This is a genomic window from Rhizomicrobium electricum, assembly GCF_011762045.1.
Classification (GTDB): domain Bacteria; phylum Pseudomonadota; class Alphaproteobacteria; order Micropepsales; family Micropepsaceae; genus Rhizomicrobium; species Rhizomicrobium electricum.
On record NZ_JAASQS010000002.1, the window covers coordinates 84,272 to 103,098 of the forward strand.

Consider the following 18,827-nt stretch of genomic DNA (forward strand, 5'->3'; position numbering starts at 1 on the left):
CGCTTCACGGAAAGCCGGTACCGGTTTTCCGGCTATGAAGCGCGACATAACAAAGAGATTGCTGCCATGAAGCCGCATATCGACAATGTCATCGAGACCCAAGGCGCGCTGATCCTCGGCGCCGGCGTTGCGGGCTTGTTTACGGCGTTGAAGATGGCGCCGTTCCCGTGCGTGGTGCTCGCCGACGAGCATCCCGGCGTGTCCGGCTCGAGCGCACGGGCGCAAGGCGGCATCGCCGCCTCGGTCGGCCGCGGCGACACCTGGCAGAGCCACGCCGCCGATACCATCGCCGCCGGTGCGGGCCTCAGCGATCCCGACATTGCAGCGCTGGTGGCGCGCGAGGCGCCGGAGCGCATTCACGATCTCGTCGAATTCGGCGCCCCGTTCGACCGCGCCAAGGACGGCTCGCTTGCCGTCGGCCGCGAGGCGGCGCATTCGGCTGCGCGCATCGTGCATGTCAAAGGCGACCGCGCCGGCGCCGAAGTGATGGCCGCGCTGGCGGCGCGTGCCCGCGAAACCGGCTCGATCCGCATCATCGAGGGCTTCCACGCCATCGAACTCGCCATCGAAGACGGCCGTGTCGTCGGCCTATTTGCGCGCACTTGGCATGGACCGGTGCAGCGCCTGATCCTGATCCGCGCCTGTGCCGTGGTGCTGGCGACCGGCGGGCTCGGCGCCTTGTATGCCGTCTCGACCAATCCGCCGGAAAGCCGCGGCGAAGGCCTCGGCATGGCGGCGCGCGCCGGTGCCGTGATCGCCGATCCGGAATTCGTGCAGTTCCATCCCACCGCCATTGCAATCGACAAGGATCCTGCCCCGCTTGCCACCGAAGCCTTACGCGGCGAAGGCGCGATCCTGATCGACGAGACCGGCCGCCGCTTCATGCCGGGTGTACACACTTTGGCCGAACTGGCGCCGCGCGATGTGGTGGCACGGGCGATCCATCGCGAGCTGGTCGCCGGGCACAAGGTGTTCCTCGACTGCCGCAAGGCGGTCGGCGCCAAGTTCGCCTCCGCCTTCCCGACGGTCTACGAAATCTGCCGCGGCGCCGGCATCGATCCGGCGACGCAGCCGATCCCGGTGGCGCCCGCCGCGCATTATCATATGGGCGGTATCGCGTCCGACGTTCGCGGCCGGACGTCCCTCGAAGGTCTGTGGGCGATCGGCGAATGCGCCTGCACCGGTCTGCACGGCGCCAACCGTCTGGCGTCGAATTCGCTGCTCGAGGCACTGGTATTCGGTGCCCGCGCGGCCGACGACATCCGGGCCACGACCAAGCCGCGCAAGAGCCGCGGCACGCCGCCCGCGCCTGCCCGCTCCGCCGCTCCGCCGGTGCCGCGCCAGCTCCGCGAGGTGATGACCCGCTATGCCGGCCTGGAGCGCGACGCCGCCGGGCTATCCGAAGCCCTCGCCCGCATCGCCCAGATCGAGCGCGCCGGCGGCCATGAGGCCTCACTGCTCAACATGACGGTTACCGCCAAGATGGTCGTCGCCGGAGCCCTGGCCCGCCACGAAAGCCGCGGCGGACACTACCGCAGCGATTTTACTGCGACGGACACAACCGGAGAGAGAACCTTCATGACCCTGGCCGATGCCGAGCGGATCGCCGCCGACGCTATCGCTCCAGAGCCCGTTTCGCCCGCCTGCGCCGCCAAATAGACCCCTCCCTTACTCCCCCGGACCCGACCCGATGCCCTTCCCTCTGCGCACCCCGCCTTTCCTGCTGCTCGAGCACACCGTCCGTCTGGCCCTGGAAGAGGACCTGGGACGGGCCGGCGACATCACCTCCGACCTGGTCCTGCCCGCCGGCCAGCGCGCCACGGCGGTTCTGGTGGCCCGCAAGGCCGGGACCATTGCCGGGCTGGCAGCGGCCGAGGCCGCCTTCCACATCCTGGACGGCTCCCTGAAGGTCAGCCTGGAGGCGCGGGACGGCAACACGGTCGAGGCCGGCACGCCCCTCCTGGCCGTTCAGGGCTCGGCCAGAGCGATCCTGGCGGGCGAACGGGTGGCACTCAACTTTGTCGGGCATTTGTCCGGCGTCGCTACCGCCACGAGAGCCCTGGTCGACGCGGTGAAGGGAACCAAGGCGAGGATCGTCTGCACCCGCAAAACCATCCCCGGCTTGCGCATCCTCGAGAAATACGCGGTGCGCTGCGGCGGCGGCGTTAACCATCGCTACGGCCTCGACGACGGCGTCCTCATCAAGGACAACCACATCGTCGCCGCGGGCGGCATCAAGCCGGCGGTGGAGCGCGTATTCGCCGGTCTGGGCCACATGGTGAAAGTCGAAGTCGAGGTGGATTCGCTCGAACAGCTTCAGATCGCGCTCGAACTCGGCGTCGATACCGTGCTGCTCGACAACATGAAGCCCGACATGCTGCGCGAAGCGGTGAAGCTCAATGCCGGCCGTGCCGCGCTCGAAGCCTCCGGCAACGTGACTCTGCAAACCGTGCGGGCGATCGCCGAAACCGGCGTCGACTACATTTCCTCCGGCGCGATCACGCACTCGGCGCCGAACCTGGATGTGGCGCTGGATTTCTAGGCGCAGCCGGAAAACACCGTATTACAAACAAAAAAAGGGGCCGACCGCATTTCGCGTCGGCCCCTTTTCGCTATTCGTCTTTACTCACATTTCCCGCTTGATACCCGGCTTCTTGTAGAAGACGTGGTTGCCGATCTGCGTGGTGCGGGCGAGTTCGCCGGCCCAATCGGGATCGACCGAAGCAGCATGGAAATTGATCGCACCGCCGGTGGCGCCCTTGAGCGGCTCTTCGCCGGTGAGAATGCGCGCGGCAAGCTGCTGGGCCTTCATCCACGGACCGTACTGCTTGGTCTTGTGGAGGGCGCCGTTGCAGGTGAACGAGAACTGGCAGTTGGGCTGACCGGCGCCTTCGTAGACGACGGCGCAGATCGAATGGCCGTACTTGCCCTTTTGCAGCCGCGTGAAGATCACTTCGGCAATGGCTTTCTGGCCGCGCTCGCCTTCGCCGCGCGCTTCGAAATACAGCGCATCGGAAAGGCAGCGGTGCTCCTTGAGCAACTTCTTCATCACGGCCTGTTCGACCAGCGAAGCGGAACGCACCTCTTCGGCCGAGACCGGCACGACGGGCTGTACGGGAACAACGGGTTGGGCGACTTGCGGCTGAACCTGGGCGACGACGGCCGTCGTCGCTTTGAGTTGTTCCGGGTGCGGACGATACGCAGCGGCCGCCCCGACAGCCGCGCTTACAGCTGCGAGCACGACGGTCAGCGCACCGACGAGGATGCGATCGGACCGGCGTAGGACGTCTGGCGATTTCTTTGGCATCGGGAATGACTCTCTTCGGATTTCGTTTCGTCTGTGTCGGCGTGTTAGGTCGACCTTGGTCGGCGTGAACTCGAATGGCTCCCCCACCTCCCCTGCAGAGGGAAGTGGCGCGTCTAGCCGCTGAACCGCGCTCGGGTCAAATGAAAAAATACGGAATCGTGACACGACGTCACGCTTGAAAACCAAAAATCGAGGCAAACCCTGGGATTTTTTTGTGAGTCTTTCGAGGTCTATTTCGGCTGACTGAACGTCGTTTTCACGATTGTGACCAACTGACGACTCAAATCATGCGTGCTCTTTGCAATCATCCGACACACCGGAAAAACGAAGAAGCCTCCGGATTGCTCCGGAGGCTTCCCGTTATGTCATTCGAAAATACGCGTGATCAGATCACACGTCGCGTTCGAACTTCTTGAGCGCCGCTTGTGCAGCCGCCAGACGGGCGACCGGCACGCGGAACGGCGAGCAAGAGACGTAGTTGAGGCCGATCTGAGCGCACAGTTCGATCGAGTTCGGATCGCCACCGTGCTCGCCGCAGATGCCGATCTCGATTTCCGGACGGGTCTTCTTGCCCCGTTCGGCTGCGATCGCCATCAATTCGCCGACGCCATCGCGATCGATCGACACGAACGGATCGCGCATGAGCAGGCCCTTCACCTGATAGTCGGTAAGGAACGGACCGGCGTCGTCACGGCTGATGCCGCAGGTGGTCTGCGTCAGGTCGTTGGTGCCGAACGAGAAGAACTGAGCCGTCTCGGCCAGCTTGCCGGCCTGCAGCGCAGCGCGCGGCAGTTCGATCATGGTGCCGATCTTGAAGTTCGGGAGCTTGCCCTTTTCCTTCTTCACGTCCTCGGCGACCTTCTTGATGATGTCGGCCGCGAGATCGAGTTCCTGCTTCCAGGCCACGATCGGGATCATGATCTCGGCATCGACCTTGATGCCTTCGTTCTCGACGTTGACCGCCGCTTCGATCACGGCGCGCGCCTGCATCGCAGTGATTTCCGGGTAGGTGACGCCGAGGCGGATGCCGCGGTGACCCAGCATCGGGTTGAACTCGTGCAGGGTCGCGCTCTTGGCCTTCAGCTTCTCGATCGAGATACCGGCCTGCTTGGCAACCGCTTCGTATTCCACGTCCTTGTGGGGGAGGAATTCATGCAGCGGCGGGTCGAGCAGACGGATGATGACCGGCAGGCCGTCCATCACGCGGAAGATTTCTTCAAAGTCGCCGCGCTGCATCGGCAGCAAGTGGGCCAGCGCCTTCTCGCGCTCTTCCACGGTTTCCGCCAGGATCATCTGACGGACCGACACGATGCGGTCGCCTTCGAAGAACATGTGCTCGGTGCGGCACAGACCAATGCCCTGCGCGCCGAACGAACGCGCGGTCTTGGCGTCGGTCGGAGTGTCGGCGTTGGTATAGACCTTGAGCTTGCGGATCGAGTCGGCCCATTCCATCAGGGTGTTGAAATCGCCGGTCAGTTCCGGGTTCTGCATCGACACGCGGCCGACGTAGACGACACCGGCCGAACCGTCGATGGTGATGACTTCACCCTGCTTGATGACCTTGTCGCCGACCGTCATCTGCTTCTTGTCGTAGTCGACGCGGAGATTGCCGCAACCGGCGACGCAAGGACGGCCCATGCCGCGGGCGACGACCGCCGCGTGGCTGGTCATGCCGCCGCGGGCGGTGACGATGCCCTTCGCAGCATGCATGCCGTGAATGTCTTCCGGGCTCGTTTCGACGCGAACCAGGATGACGTCATGGCCGTCGTTGGCCAGCTTCTCGGCTTCGTCGGCCGTGAAGACGGCTTCACCGATGGCGGCGCCCGGCGACGCGGCAAGACCGGTCGTGTACTTGGTCTTGGGGGCCTTCGGGTCGAGGGTCGGGTGCAGGAGCTGGTCGAGAGCCGACGGATCGACGCGCTGAACGGCGGTCTCTTTGTTGATGAGGCCTTCGTTCACGAGGTCGACGGCGATCTTCAGCGCAGCCTTGGCGGTACGCTTGCCGGCGCGGCACTGCAGCATCCAGAGCTTGCCTTCCTGGATGGTGAACTCGACGTCCTGCACTTCCTTGAAGTGATGCTCGAGCTTCTGGCCGATGGCGAACAGCTCGTCGTACATCTTCGGCATGGCTTCCTGCATCGACGGCAGCTTGCCACCCTGGCGCTCGCGCACCAGCTTGGTGATCGGCTGCGGAGTGCGGATGCCGGCCACCACGTCTTCGCCCTGGGCGTTGATGAGGTATTCGCCGTACAGGTAGTTCTCGCCGGTGGCGGGGTCGCGGGTGAAGGCAACGCCGGTCGCCGAGGTCTCGCCGCGGTTACCGAACACCATCGCCTGCACGTTGACGGCCGTGCCCCAATCGCCGGGGATCTTGTTCAGACGGCGATAGGTCTGGGCGCGCTGGCACATCCAGCTCGAGAACACGGCGCCGATGCCGCCCCAAAGCTGGTCTTCGACCGTATCCGGGAACGGCTTGCCGAGCTTCTTCTGGACCAGGGCCTTGAACTTCACGGTCAGGGCCTTGAGGTCGTCGGCGTCCAGTTCGGTGTCGAGTTCGACGCCCTTGGCTTCCTTGGCGGCTTCGATGATCTCTTCGAAATCATGATGCTCGAGGCCGAGCACGACGTTCGAATACATCTGGACGAAGCGGCGATAGCTGTCCCACGCGAAACGCGGGTTGTTGGTCAGCTTGATCACGCCTTCGACGGTTTCCGGGTTCAGACCGAGGTTGAGGACCGTGTCCATCATGCCCGGCATCGAAACGCGGGCGCCCGAACGGACGGATACCAGCAGCGGGTTCTTGGGATCGCCGAGCTTGGCGCCCATGATCTTGCCCATGTGCTCAACGGCGGCGTCGACCTGCGCCTTCAGATCCGACGGATACTTATGGCCGTTGGCATAAAAATACGTGCACACTTCCGTGGTGACGGTGAAGCCCGGAGGAACGGGCAGACCGATGCTGCTCATCTCGGCGAGGTTGGCACCCTTACCGCCGAGAAGATTTCTCATGGAGGCGTCGCCATCAGCTTTGCCGTCTCCGAATGCGTAGACCCATTTCGTCATCGTTTCTCTCTACCTTTGCTTGTTGTTATCCGTCGTCCACATCGTCATAGCCGGCGAATGAAGGTCGCCGCGCGTCTTTGGTCTGGCAGCGGAACGGGCTTCGCGTTGACGAAGGGAGTCGCGAGAACCTGTATCCTGTAAGACCTGCATACGCGGGCCATGACCATGTTTTGGAGTGAGGGACTTTACTTACAGCAGGCGGCATTAGAACCCCATTCGCCGGGACGCAATGTGACAGGCGGGCGCGGCTGTTGCGCACGATTTTTGCGCAGAAAACAGGGGCTTCGTCGTATATCCGTCATGGTCTCAGGGTGGGACAAAAGCCGTCACGCATGACGCCCGATTCAGGGTTCCCGATACCCCTTCCCGCGTCCCGATTCCGAAAAAGCGGTGTGCCTGCGAAGGTTACCTCAAGGGGCACGCGGTTCGCTCGCGGTGCTTACGGTTGCTGACCGTAAAACGCCTAATTCGAGGGCATTTCAATTAAGGCAGAAATGGGGCGAGCGTCCACGCCCAACCCGCGCCGAAGCCTGCACGGGACGCCCGGAATCAGTTCACGCGACCCATTCGCGACGGACGTGTCACGGCGGGCGATATTCCACCACCTGTCATCCCCGGCTGAGCAAGCGCAGCGCAGCGAGGGTAAGGGGACCTAGGTCTGGAAGTATCGGCGGTGATGCAGAACAGGCGCCAGGGCCAGTCCTCTCCGAGCGGAGATGCGATGCCACCTGGGTCCCCTTCCCGCCCCGCCACGACGCTTGCGCGATGGCGAGGCGCCGGGGATGACAGTGTTGCTTATCCCTCGATCTTCGAGAAGTCCGCCACCAGGTGCAGCGTGGCGCGCAGGCGCGACAGCAGCAGGAGGCGGTTCTTGCGCAGGGCCGGGTCCTTGTCGTTGACCGTGACCTTGTCGAAGAAGGCGTCCACAGGCGCGCGCAGCGACGCCATCACGCCCATCGCTTCGACGAACCGTTCGGCCGCGATTTCGGACTTCACCTTCGCCGCCGCCGCGTCGAGATCGGCGAACAGCGCCTTCTCTTCCGGCAGAACCAGCGCGGAAGCCACCGGCGTTCCGTCGAAGGTGGTTTTGTCCTTCTTTTCCTCGGCCTTCAAAATATTGGCCGCCCGCTTGTAGCCCGCGAGCAGATCGGCGCCCTCCTCCGACTTGAGGAAGGATTGCAACGCCTCCACGCGCGCCACGAGGCGCACCAGATCGTCTTCGTTGCCGAGACTGAACACCGCATCGATCAGATCGTGACGCGTGCCCTTTTCCTTCAGCGCGACCTTCAGACGGTCGGCGAAGAAGGAAAGCAATTCATCACTCACGCCCAACGGCAGACGAATGCCATTTTCGAGAATAATGCGGATCACGCCCAGTGCCGCACGGCGCAACGCGAACGGATCGCCCGATCCGGTCGGCTTCTCGCCCACCGCAAAGAATTGCGAGAGCTGATCCAGCTTGTCCGCCAGCGCCACGGCAATCGAAACCGTCGACGTCGGCACGGCATCGCTCGGCCCCACCGGCTTGTAGTGGTCGCGGATCGCATCGGCGACGTCGGAATTGTATTTATCGTGCAGCGCGTAATAGCGGCCCATCACGCCTTGCAGTTCGGGGAACTCGCCGACAACGCCGGTGGTCAGGTCCGCCTTGCACAGCAGCGCGGCATGCTTCGCCTTTTCGATATCGGCGCCAATCTTGCCGGCAATTTCCGCCGCCAGCGCCACGATGCGTTCCACGCGCTCATATTGCGTGCCGAGCTTGGCGTGGAAGACGATGCCTTTCAGCTTGTCGATGCGGCTGTCGAGCCGGTGCTGCCGGTCTTGGTCCCAGAAGAACTTGGCGTCCGACAGACGCGCGCGCAGGACGCGTTCGTTGCCCGCCACGATCTGCTTGCCGCCGTCTTCCGGCGTCATGTTCGAGACCACGGCGAACTTGTTGGCGAACTTGCCGGTTTTGGGATCGCGCAGCGAGAAATACTTCTGATGCACGCGCATCGAGGTTTGCAGGATTTCCGCCGGCACGTCCATGAACTGATCTTCGATAGTGCCGATCAGGACCGTCGGCCATTCGTTGAGGCCCGCGACTTCGTCCAAGAGACCGCGATCCTCGATCAGTTCCAGCCCGAGCGCGAACGCCTTGTTCTTGGCGTCGGTCAGAATGGTTTCCTTGCGCTCCTCGGCATCCAGCATCACGTGATGATGCTTGAGGTCATTGCGATAGATTTCGAACGTCTTGGCGGTGATGACGCCCGTCGACAGGAAGCGATGGCCTTTGGTCGTCGCCCCGCTCTTCACGCCGGCGAACTCGAACGGCACCACGTCCCCGTCGAACACGGCGAGGATCGAATGCAGCGGCCGCACCCAGCGCACCGGGTTGTTCGGAATCCAGCGCATCGATTTCGGCCACGGCAGTTTGGCGAAGCATTCCGGCAGGATTTCCGCCAGCACGTCCTGGGTGGCGCGGCCCTTGCGATGGATGACGGCGACGTAGAACTCGCCTTTGCCGTCGTTGCGCTTCTCGCATTGATCGAGCGTCACGCCCGCCGAGCGCAAAAAGCCTTCCACGGCCTTTTCCGGCGCCCCGACGCGCGGGCCCTTCTTCTCTTCCGAGACGTCGGGCTGCTTCACCGGCAAGCCGCTGGCGACCAGCGTCAGGCGGCGCGAACCGGCAAACGCCTTGGAGCCTTCGAACAGCAGTCCGCGGTCGCTCAGCGCGCCGACAACAAGACGTTCGAGATCCTTCGCCGCCTGCGCCTGCATGCGCGCGGGGATTTCTTCGGAGAACAGTTCAAGCAGCAATTCGGCCATCAGTGGCCTCCAACAAAAACGGTGTCATCCCCGGCCGAAGCCGCGCAGCGGCGAAGGGGAAGGGGATCCAGGTCCCAAAGTTTGGACGGTGATGAAGAATGGGCGCCAGTGCGTGTTCTTCGCGAGCGGGACTGCAGGATCACCTGGATCCCCTTCCCTTCGCTCCAACGCTGCGCGTTTGCGCTCAGCCGGGGATGACAGGTGTTCATCACCCATACCTCGGTTCATAAGCGCCCATGGGCGATGCCTGCCACGCCTCGCAGCACATTTTGGCCAGCGCGCGCACGCGGCCGATATAGGCGGCGCGTTCGGTGACGGAAATCACGCCGCGCGCATCCAGGAGATTGAAGCTGTGCGAGGCCTTGATGCACTGGTCGTAGGCCGGCAGCGCCAGGCCCTTCTCCACCAGAGCCTTGCACTGCTTTTCGGCGTCGGCGAAGTGGCGGAACAGGATTTCGGTGTCGGCGTATTCGAAATTGAACGCCGAGAACTCCTTTTCGGCCTGATGGAAGACTTCGCCGTAGCGGAAGTTCTCGTTGAAGGCCAAGTCGTAGACGAACTCGACGCCCTGCACGTACATCGCGAGACGTTCGAGACCGTAAGTGATTTCGGAACAGACCGGATCGCAATCGATGCCGCCGACCTGCTGGAAATAGGTGAACTGGGTGACTTCCATGCCGTCGCACCAGACTTCCCACCCCAAGCCCCAGGCGCCCAGCGTCGGGCTTTCCCAGTCGTCCTCGACGAAGCGCACGTCATGCTCCGCCGGATCGAGCCCGATGGCCTTGAGCGAGCCGAGATACAGCTCCTGCACGTTGTCCGGGCACGGCTTCAGGATCACCTGATACTGGTAATAGTGCTGCAGCCGGTTCGGGTTCTCGCCATAGCGCCCGTCGGTCGGACGGCGGCTCGGCTGGACGTACGCCGCCCGCCACGGTCTCGGGCCGAGCGCGCGCAACGTCGTCGCCGGATGGAAGGTACCGGCGCCCATGTTGTCGTCATAGGGTTGCAGGATCAGGCAGCCTTGCGCCGCCCAATAGTTCTGAAGGGTCAGGATCAGGTCCTGGAAGGTTTTTGCCTTTGGCTTCTCAGGTTGAGCCTTTGGCAAGTTGTCGATTTGCGTAATGTTGCGTGTCACGGTTCAGCGCCTCCGGGCGAGGCGGAACCTACAGAGCCATACAGGCCCAAACAACACCGCAAATGCCACGCCCTTACTTTACCTCCCCCTTGTGGGGAGGTCGGAAAATCGCGAGCACGATGATTGGGATCGAGATGGAACGATGCAGGGGGCGAGCGATTTTCCGGGTGGGGGACCGCCGCCTGTGATGGGCACCGCCCCCCACCCGAAACGCTCCGCGTTCGACCTCCCCACAAGGGGGAGGTAATTTCAGACCTCCAGCCCCTCACCCTCCCGCAGCACCGCGTCGGCCTCGGCCGTGTAGGTCCCGTCGTCCCGGTGCAGCACCAGACCGGCGGCGACGACCAGCGGGGCCCGCGAGCCCTGGCGGGCCTGGACGATGACCCGCTTCGCCGCCACGCCCGCCTTCGGCCACAGCGGAAAGATCGTGACGCCCCGCTCGGGCAGCGCCGCCAGGGCCTCGCCGAGCCGATCGGCCCTCAGAATGGCGGTGAAGGTCCCGCCCGAAACCGTTCGTTTCAAACCCACTTCCAGCCAGGCCGCCAGACGTCCGCCGTCCTGCAGCGCCCGCGCCTTGGCCGGATCGGGCGCCGCCTGCCCCTCGTCGCCGTGAAATGGCGGATTGCACAGAACATGGTTAAAAGAGCGCCGGTAAGCCGCTGGCAAATCGAAGATATCCGCCGCCGCAAAGGTTACCCGCCCGGCTATCGCATTGGCTTCCGCATTGGCCCCGGCGAGCGCCACCAGCTCGGGGTCGATCTCCAGTCCGACCACCGTCACGGCCGCCTGCCGGGCCGCCAGACACAGGCTCGCCGTGCCCGCTCCGGCGCCGAGTTCGAGCACTTCGCCATTACAGTCAGGTACCGCCGCCGCCAGCATCACGGCATCGAGCCCGGCCCGGAATCCGGTTTCGGATTGCCGGACAATCACCCGTCCGCCCAGGAACCGCTCGCTCACGGCCTATCCGGTTCCAGCGCCGCGCCGCCGACTCCGTCGCGCAGGATTTCGCGGGCGCGCTCCTCGTCATCCTCCGACACCATCAGCCGGCGGGGAATGATCACCATGCTGCCGTCCAGGATGCTCATGGATTCGTCGAATACGCCCGCCTCGATCCCGGCATCCTTGAGCAGGACGACGGCATAGTTGAGCAGGACCGGGTTATTGGTTTTCAGGATCGTCTTCACGGCCGATTCCAAGTTGCAGACGAAGCCATTGTATCACTGAAATCTTTCCCTGGGCGCTTGACCCAGGGCGCCCCGGCTACCAATCTCGCCCGCCAGCACCGAGCAGTTTCCTTTCATGTCCGTTCCGCCCCGTCTCCGCCGTTCCGAAGCCGACGTATCGCCCGTCGAGCGCCTGCACGCCCTGGTGGCGGCGGACATGCGCACCACCGACATGCTGATCCATGAACGGCTGGCGAGCGCGGTGGCGATGATCCCGGACCTCGCCAAGCACCTGATCGATTCCGGGGGCAAGCGGCTGCGGCCCCTGCTGACCCTCGCCGCGGCGACCATGGGCGGCTATTCCGGCCACGATCACGCCAAGCTGGCGGCGGCGGTCGAGTTCATCCACACCGCCACCCTGTTGCACGACGACGTGGTCGACGAAAGCTCGCTGCGCCGCGGCAAGGTCTCGGCCAATATCGTCTGGGGCAACAAGGCCTCCGTGCTGGTCGGCGATTTCCTCTTGTCCCGCGCCTTCGAACTGATGGTCGAGAGCGGCGAACTCGAAGTCCTGCGCATCCTGTCGCGCGCCGCCGCGGTGATTTCCGAAGGCGAAGTGATGCAGCTCAAGAGCGCCGGCAATCTCGGCGTCAACGAGGAGCATTACCTGCGCGTCGTCTCGGCCAAGACCGCCGAACTGTTCGCCGCCGCCGCCGAAGCCGGGGCGGTGATCGCGTCCGGCAAGGGCGCTTTGGCCGAAGCGTTGCGCGATTACGGCATGAATCTCGGCATCGCCTTCCAGCTCGTCGACGACGCGCTCGATTATTCCGGCCGTCAGGCGCTGATGGGCAAGTCGGTGGGCGACGATTTCCGCGAAGGCAAAGTCACCCTGCCCGTCATTCTGGCGGTGGCCCGTGCCGACGAACCGGCCAAGAAGTTCTGGACCCGCGCCATCGAAACCGGCCCGCAGGGCGAAGCCGATCTCGACCGCGCCATCACGCTGGTCGAGCAGACCGGCGCGATTTCCGACACCATGGAACGGGCCCGCGGTTACGCCTGCCTCGCCTGCCGGGCGCTCGACCGCGTGCCGCAAAGCCCGATGCGCGACGTGCTCGCCGCCGTTGCCGGCTTCTGCGTCGAGCGGGCGTACTGAACACTAAGGGGGAAGAGATGCGGTTTACCTGGTTCGCGGCGTTGTGCCTTGCCGCGGTTTCCGCTCACGCCGCCGACGATCCGATGGCCGGATATGTCGGCAATACCTCGATCGCAGTCGACAACGCCGGCAATTCCGTGCGGGTCTTCTATCGCGCGGACAATGTTTTTGCGGCCCGCAGCGGCGACCGCGCCAGCAACGGCACCTGGGCAATCACCAGCGGCCAGCTCTGCCTCACCCAGGAAGCCACCCAGACCGTTCCGGGCAAAACGGCCTGCGTTCCGGTGGAACCGCATCAACTCGGCGATGTCTGGATTCATGGCGCACGCCGCATCACGCTGGTGCCGGGCCGCGCCTTGACCGACACCCCCGAAACGCTGGCGGCGTTGGCGGCGCTGTCCCGCGTCGGCAATACCATCGTCGCCAAGGACCCGGACGGCACCGTCACCCGGATTTACTGGCGGCCGGATCACACCTTCTCCGCCACGCGGCCGGACTGGAAAACGGAAGGCACCTGGAAGGTCGAAGGCTCCAGCCTTTTCCTCCACTACAACATTCCGCGTCCCAATATGGGCAGCGACGAAGAGATGAAGAACGCCACGCCGCGCAAGGTCGGCGAAGTCTGGGGCATGGCCGACCGTCAGGTCACGCTGGTCGCCGGCGAACAGCTTCAGTAACGGCTCACGCTCTCTTGCGCACCGACAAGAGAACGTCGCACCAGTCCGCCAGCACGGGATAATGCGCGGCCATGCGGGTGAGACGTTTCAAGTGCACCGGGCGGAAATAAGCGGCGCCGCGGCCCCCCTCGCCTTTGTTGAACCGCAAGGCCGAACGGATCTCCCAGGCATAAGCCACGCCCGCCTCGCAGGCCTTCGTGTCGCACGGCAGACCGACATGATCGAGGATGCCGGCAACCACGCCGGCCGGATTCTGCTGGAAGACGCGGAAATCGATCATCAACACCTTGTCGGGCGCCGCCGCAGCGTAGGCGATCCAGCCGGCGTAGAAATTCACGTACCAAGGCGCCAGTATATCGACGATGAAATCGGCCTTGGCGTTCTGCGCCAACGTGCGGAAGTTCGGCGGGATGTGGCAATTGAGGCCGTCGCGCAGAGCGTCGTCGTCGCTTTCGATCATGTCCCAATACGACGCCAGCATGTCCGGAATGCTCCGCACCATGACGACCGGCTTGATGGCGAATGCGTTCATCAGATGGAGGTTGGCCCCCAGCGCCAGCATATGGACATGGGTGACCAGCGTCTTGTCGGTGACGCCGCCTTCGAAGTAGCGCAGCAGCGTCGGCAGATACGGCGTCGCATCGCGTCCGGCCAGGGCATGGACGATGCGCACAAGCTGGCCGTCGATGGCTTTGATGATCGCGGTTCGCAGGAACGTGCCGCCGGCCTTGGGTGGGAAAGCCAGCACCACCGCCTTGCGTGTCTCGCCGAGGGTGCGGAACAGATGCTGCTGCGCCGGCGCGAACGAGCCATCGGGAGCAGGCAATTCACAGATCGCGTCGAGGACACGATCCTGCGGGACGGAATCCACGTCTACACCTCCGGACGTCGGCGTTCGTTCGCCCTCCCGGACATGGACTTAATTTTGGCGTAGACGGCACCGGAAGACAATTTGTCGGCGGTACATATCAATTTACAGAGACAAAATTTCCGTCGCGGCGCGTATCAAAACGGCGTTCTAGAATACGACGCGACACTATTTCGGCGCGATACCGAGCAGTTGTTCCGGCGTCTCGTGCACCGCCAGGCCGTCCTGGCCGGTCGAAGCCGTGAAACTGATCGCCGTCGATTCGACGCCGCGCACCATGTAGCGAACGGTTTCGAGGTTCACCAGCATCTGTGCCGAAAAGCTCGGATCGACGCCTTCTTCGTATTCGGTGCAGCGGACCCAGGTCGCCATGCCGGCCTCCATCAGAGCGCTTTCAGGAAAAGGGGAAACCGGTTTTCCGTCCGAAAGCGCGATAATTGAAGAAACAGAGCCCGACCCTAACCCGAAGGCATTTTATCAGTCGTAAATGCGGCCGCTCAGCCGGCTCGCCACGGCCCACCAGCCGGGATGGGCGGCGCGGATAGCCTCGGCCGCGCGGGCCGCGTGTGTGCCGTTTTCGAACAGACCGAAGCAGGTGGCGCCACTTCCCGACATCCGAGACAGAAGCGCGCCCTGTCCCGCGATGAAATCCAGCACGTCGCCGATCACCGGGGCGATCACCCGCGCCGGCGCTTCGAGGTCGTTGGCCGTGTCCTTCAGATAGGCGACGAGATCGTCCGCGCTCGCAAACTTGGGCGGCAGCGGCAGGCCGACGCCGCGACGCTCCTTGAGGGCACCGAACACCTTGCCGGTAGGCACCCCGACGCCGGGATTGACCAGCACGACGGCGAGGTCCGGCAGCGCCGGCAGTTCGGTGAGGATTTCGCCGCGTCCTTCCATCCACTGCGGCTGGCAGGTGATGCACACCGGAACGTCCGAGCCGAGGCTGGCGCCGATCTCCTGCAGCGCGGCGGTATCGAGGCCGAGGCCCCACAGCGCATTCAGTCCGCGCAGCGTCGCGGCGCAATCGGCCGAGCCGCCGCCGATGCCGGACGCCACCGGCAGATTCTTGGTCAGGGTGATGTGCGCGCCTTTGGCGGCACCAAGCGCCGGTTCGAACACCCGCGCGGCCTTGACGACCAGGTTATCGTCGCCGGCCGACAGTTCCGCTCCGAACGGGCCGTCGATCGCAAGCGTCAACGCGTCGTCCGGCGCAAACGCGAGATCGTCGCCCGCCTCGGTGAACGCCACCAGACTTTGCAGCGCGTGGAAGCCGTCGGCGCGCTTGTCGCCGACGTGCAGGAACAGATTGATCTTGGCCGGCGCCCGCGCCATCACTCACCAGCGGTTTTAAGCTTCTTTTCGATCTTGGCCTTTTCGCCTGCGTCGGGCCCGAACGCAAGGGCATGGCTCCACTGGAATGTCGCATCGAGCTTGCGCCCGACCTTCCAATAGGCATCGCCGAGATGGTCGTTGATGGTGGGATCGCCGGGCACGAGCTGCACCGCATCTTCGAGCGCGTCCACCGCATCTTCGAACCGTCCAAGACGGTAATAGGCCCAGCCGACGCTGTCGATGATGTAGCCGTTCTGCGGCGACAGCGCCCGCGCCTTCTCGAGCATCGTCAGCGCTTCCTTGACGTTCTTCTTCTGGTCGACCCAGCTATAGCCGAGATAGTTGAGAAGATCGGGTTCGTTGGGCGACAGCTTCAGGGCATCCTGAAGATCGGCTTCCGCCTTTTCCCAGCGGCCGGTTTCCTGCTCGGCGACGGCGCGCGCGTACAGCAGCGGCCAGCTTTTCTTGGACGGCTCGCCGAGCGAGGACAGCGCTCTATTGTAGGCATTCACGGCGTCGTCGTAGCGCTTGGCGGCGCGATAGGAATCGCCGAGCGCAGTCCAGGTCTCGAGATCGTTGGGATACGCTTTCGATAGCTTCTCGAGCCGGGCGATCGCCTCTTTGGACTTGTCGAGACGGGCGTAATCGACGGCGACGGCCACTTCCGTCATGCGATAGAACGGCGACGACGGCGAAACTTTTTCGTAGGCGGCGATCGCGTCCTCGAACTTGCCGAGCGCTTCGCAGCGGTTGGCCAGGAGGATGGTGGCGAGATCGAGCTTGGGATTGAGGTGCAGCGCCAGTTGCAGATACAGCACCGAGATATCGCGATTGGCTTCGTCGTTGAGCGACGAGGCGATCCCGAACAGCGCTTCGGCGGCGCCGTCCTCGGCCCGCGGCGCGAAGGCATCGGGAATCTGCCCGGCGGCGATGCGCGCCAGACCCGGCGTGGTCACGATGGTATAGCCGTTCTCCTCGGCGGCGCGTTCGTAAAGCTTCTTCGCCTCGGCGGCGCGGCCGTTGCGTTCGAGGAACTTGCCGTAGGCTTCGATCACCCGCGGGGTCGGTCCCGAGGCTTCGATCGACGCCAGATATGCGGCCGTGGCGCCGTCCTTGTCGCCGAGCAGTTCGGCCAGCATTCCTTCGTTGAAATAGGCAAGCCCGTCGGCGCTCTTCTGGGCGTGAAGCTGCTTGAAATCGGCCCGCGCGGTGGCGGCATCACCCGCACCGGCCGCAGCCCATCCGTCGATCAGCGCGACCGTAAACGAGGTGAACGGCCCTTTGGCGGACTTGGCGATCTCTTCGCGCGCCTTCTTGTAGTCGTGCCTCTTCATCGCGGCGATGGCGAGCGTCAGACGCGCTGCGCGATCGTCGGGCGTCGCCACCACGAGGCGCTCGGCCAGTTTGGCGGCATCGTCCACCTCGCCGGCACTGGCGGCGTAGAAAAAGGCGTAGGTCAGGAGCTGCGGATTTTCGGGATCGCGCGACAGGGCCTGCTGGTACAGCTTGGCCGCTTCGGCATAGTCGTGATTGCCGGCAGCAAAACGGGCCGCGAGATAATCGCCGAGACTGGCGGCGATGTGGTCGCCGCTGTCGAAGCTTACGATCGTCTTCGCCGCGCTCGGCACTGGGGCCGCCAGGAACGACAGAGCGGCAATCAACGGGAGGATACGCAATCCTGTCTCCTACATATTCGAGTAACGCGGGCCACCGCCGCCTTCGGGGGCTACCCAGGTAATGTTGTGCGATGGGTCCTTGATGTCGCAAGTCTTGCAGTGGACGCAGTTCGGCGCATTGATCTGAAACCGTCCCTCGACAATCTCGTAGACACCCGCCGGACAATAGCGCTGCGCCGGCTCGTTATATTTAGGCAAATTCACCCTTACGGGAAGTGAAGGTTCGGTCAACAGGAGGTGAACCGGCTGATCTTCCTCGTGGTTGGTGCCGGAAAGGTACACGCCGGACAGCCGGTCGAAGGTCAAGACCCCATCCGGCCTGGGATAGGCAATCGGCGGGGAATCCTTGGCCGGCACCAGGGTATCGGCATCTTCCCTTGCGTGGGCGAGCGTGCCGAACAGGCTGACGCCGAAAAGCTGGTTCGTCCACATGTCCAGCCCGCCCAAGGCGACGCCGGGGACGGTACCGAAACGCGACCACAGCGGCTTGACGTTCCGGACCAGCTTCAATTCCCGGTAGACGGCGCTGGTACGGTAGGCCGTTTCGTAAGCCTCGAGCGTGCCGCCGGCGCCCAGCGCGTCGAATGCCCCATCGGCCGCCAGCATCGCCGACGCCATCGCGTTATGCGTGCCTTTTATGCGCGGGACGTTCATGAATCCGGCGCCGCAGCCGATCAGCGCTCCGCCGGGGAAAGTGAGCTTCGGCACCGACTGGAACCCGCCCTCGCTGACCACGCGGGCGCCGTAATTGATCCGCTTGCCGCCTTCCAGCATCGGCCGGATCAGCGGGTGCAGCTTGAAGCGCTGGAATTCGTCGAACGGCGACAGGTTCGGATTCTTGTAGTCGAGATGGATCACCATCCCGATGGCGCAGAGCTGCTCGCCCCAATGATAGAGGAACGAGCCGCCGCCGGTGCGGTTGTCGAGCGGCCAGCCCATGGTGTGTTCGACCAGACCGCGCTGGTGCTTGGCCGGATCGATCTCCCACAATTCCTTGAGGCCGATGCCGTACTTCTGCACGCCGCGTCCCAGACCGAACCGTTCGATCAGGCGTTTGGTGAGATGGCCGCGCGCGCCTTCGGCGAACAGCGTGTATTTGGCACGCAATTCCATGCCGGGCGTGTAGGTGTCCTTGTGATGACCGTCTTTGGCGACTCCGAAATCGCCGCTGACGACGCCCGCCACCGCACCGTCTTCATAGAGAATGTCGGCCGCGGGAAAACCGGGATAGATCTCCACCCCCAACGCTTCGGCCTGCCCACCGAGCCAGCGGCAGAGATTGGAGAGGCTCGCGATCTCCATGCCGTGATTGCTCATCAACGGCGGCATCAGGACGTTGGGGATGCGGAAGGCTCGCGTCTCGGTCAGATAGTGAAACCGGTCTTCGGTGACGGGCGTGTCGAGCGGAGCACCCTTCTGCCGCCAATCGGGGATCAGCGCGTTGAGGGCGACCGGGTCGATCACCGCGCCGGACAGAATGTGCGCCCCGATCTCGGCCCCCTTCTCCAGGAGGCAAACCGAGACCTCGCGGCCCGCCGCCGCCGCGCGCTGCTTGAGCCGGATCGCCGCAGCCAGACCTGCCGGCCCGCCGCCCACGATCACGACATCGAATTCCATGCTTTCGCGGCTATCGGTCATT

Annotated in this window: 15 protein-coding genes; 4 read left to right on the plus strand and 11 right to left on the minus strand. The window is 64.2% G+C overall.

What is annotated here, in order from left to right; genetic code table 11:
- Positions 1 to 66 precede the first annotated feature (66 nt).
- Both FHS84_RS03250 and nadC read left to right on the plus strand, forming a co-directional pair.
- The gene (locus FHS84_RS03250; protein WP_166930344.1) at positions 67 to 1,659 is read left to right on the plus strand and encodes an L-aspartate oxidase; all 1,593 of its coding nucleotides are present in this window, start codon (positions 67 to 69) and stop codon (positions 1,657 to 1,659) included.
- A 31-nt stretch (positions 1,660 to 1,690) separates the two neighbouring features.
- Positions 1,691 to 2,542, plus strand: a complete 852-nt coding sequence (gene nadC, locus FHS84_RS03255; RefSeq protein ID WP_166930347.1) for a carboxylating nicotinate-nucleotide diphosphorylase — start codon at positions 1,691 to 1,693, stop codon at positions 2,540 to 2,542.
- An 84-nt stretch (positions 2,543 to 2,626) separates the two neighbouring features.
- Here nadC and FHS84_RS03260 read toward each other — a convergent pair whose 3' ends face one another.
- The 6 genes from FHS84_RS03260 to FHS84_RS03285 form a co-directional block, all read right to left on the minus strand.
- Positions 2,627 to 3,307 (minus strand): cell wall hydrolase, encoded by a 681-nt coding sequence (locus FHS84_RS03260; protein WP_166930350.1) that lies wholly within the window; start codon positions 3,305 to 3,307, stop codon positions 2,627 to 2,629.
- Positions 3,308 to 3,697: 390 nt separating this feature from the next.
- Complete coding sequence (ppdK, locus tag FHS84_RS03265; protein ID WP_166930353.1) at positions 3,698 to 6,370, minus strand: pyruvate, phosphate dikinase; 2,673 nt, start codon at positions 6,368 to 6,370, stop codon at positions 3,698 to 3,700.
- 795 nt (positions 6,371 to 7,165) lie between these two features.
- Positions 7,166 to 9,178, minus strand: a complete 2,013-nt coding sequence (glyS, locus tag FHS84_RS03270; protein ID WP_166930356.1) for a glycine--tRNA ligase subunit beta — start codon at positions 9,176 to 9,178, stop codon at positions 7,166 to 7,168.
- Between the two features lie 208 nt (positions 9,179 to 9,386).
- Positions 9,387 to 10,286 carry a glycine--tRNA ligase subunit alpha gene (locus FHS84_RS03275; RefSeq protein WP_166931797.1) on the minus strand — a complete coding sequence of 300 codons (900 nt, stop codon included), beginning with the start codon at positions 10,284 to 10,286 and terminating at the stop codon, positions 9,387 to 9,389.
- A 279-nt stretch (positions 10,287 to 10,565) separates the two neighbouring features.
- Entirely contained in the window at positions 10,566 to 11,273 is a 708-nt protein-coding gene (locus tag FHS84_RS03280) for a methyltransferase (protein WP_166930357.1), read from the minus strand.
- Complete coding sequence (locus FHS84_RS03285) at positions 11,270 to 11,500, minus strand: putative signal transducing protein (RefSeq protein WP_166930359.1); 231 nt, start codon at positions 11,498 to 11,500, stop codon at positions 11,270 to 11,272. The genes FHS84_RS03280 and FHS84_RS03285 overlap by 4 nt, the downstream gene beginning before the upstream one ends.
- A 115-nt stretch (positions 11,501 to 11,615) precedes the next feature.
- Here FHS84_RS03285 and FHS84_RS03290 point away from each other — a divergent pair, with 115 nt between their 5' ends.
- Both FHS84_RS03290 and FHS84_RS03295 read left to right on the plus strand, forming a co-directional pair.
- Positions 11,616 to 12,632, plus strand: a complete 1,017-nt coding sequence (locus FHS84_RS03290; RefSeq protein ID WP_166930361.1) for a polyprenyl synthetase family protein — start codon at positions 11,616 to 11,618, stop codon at positions 12,630 to 12,632.
- A gap of 17 nt (positions 12,633 to 12,649) precedes the next feature.
- Positions 12,650 to 13,309: a hypothetical protein gene (locus tag FHS84_RS03295; RefSeq protein ID WP_166930363.1), complete on the plus strand. Its 660-nt coding sequence runs from the start codon at positions 12,650 to 12,652 to the stop codon at positions 13,307 to 13,309.
- A gap of 4 nt (positions 13,310 to 13,313) precedes the next feature.
- Here the strand turns inward: FHS84_RS03295 and FHS84_RS03300 are convergent, their stop codons facing one another.
- The 5 genes from FHS84_RS03300 to FHS84_RS03320 form a co-directional block, all read right to left on the minus strand.
- A complete protein-coding gene (locus tag FHS84_RS03300) occupies positions 13,314 to 14,180 on the minus strand; it encodes a sulfotransferase (RefSeq protein ID WP_166930365.1) in 867 nt (288 codons plus the stop codon).
- Positions 14,181 to 14,345: 165 nt separating this feature from the next.
- Complete coding sequence (locus tag FHS84_RS03305) at positions 14,346 to 14,549, minus strand: hypothetical protein (protein WP_166930367.1); 204 nt, start codon at positions 14,547 to 14,549, stop codon at positions 14,346 to 14,348.
- 105 nt (positions 14,550 to 14,654) lie between these two features.
- Positions 14,655 to 15,512 (minus strand): 4-(cytidine 5'-diphospho)-2-C-methyl-D-erythritol kinase, encoded by an 858-nt coding sequence (locus tag FHS84_RS03310; RefSeq protein WP_166930371.1) that lies wholly within the window; start codon positions 15,510 to 15,512, stop codon positions 14,655 to 14,657.
- Positions 15,512 to 17,188 carry a tetratricopeptide repeat protein gene (locus FHS84_RS03315; RefSeq protein WP_166930373.1) on the minus strand — a complete coding sequence of 559 codons (1,677 nt, stop codon included), beginning with the start codon at positions 17,186 to 17,188 and terminating at the stop codon, positions 15,512 to 15,514. The genes FHS84_RS03310 and FHS84_RS03315 overlap by 1 nt, the downstream gene beginning before the upstream one ends.
- Positions 17,189 to 17,197: 9 nt before the next feature.
- Positions 17,198 to 18,826: an electron transfer flavoprotein-ubiquinone oxidoreductase gene (locus FHS84_RS03320; protein WP_166930376.1), complete on the minus strand. Its 1,629-nt coding sequence runs from the start codon at positions 18,824 to 18,826 to the stop codon at positions 17,198 to 17,200.
- Position 18,827 lies beyond the last annotated feature (1 nt).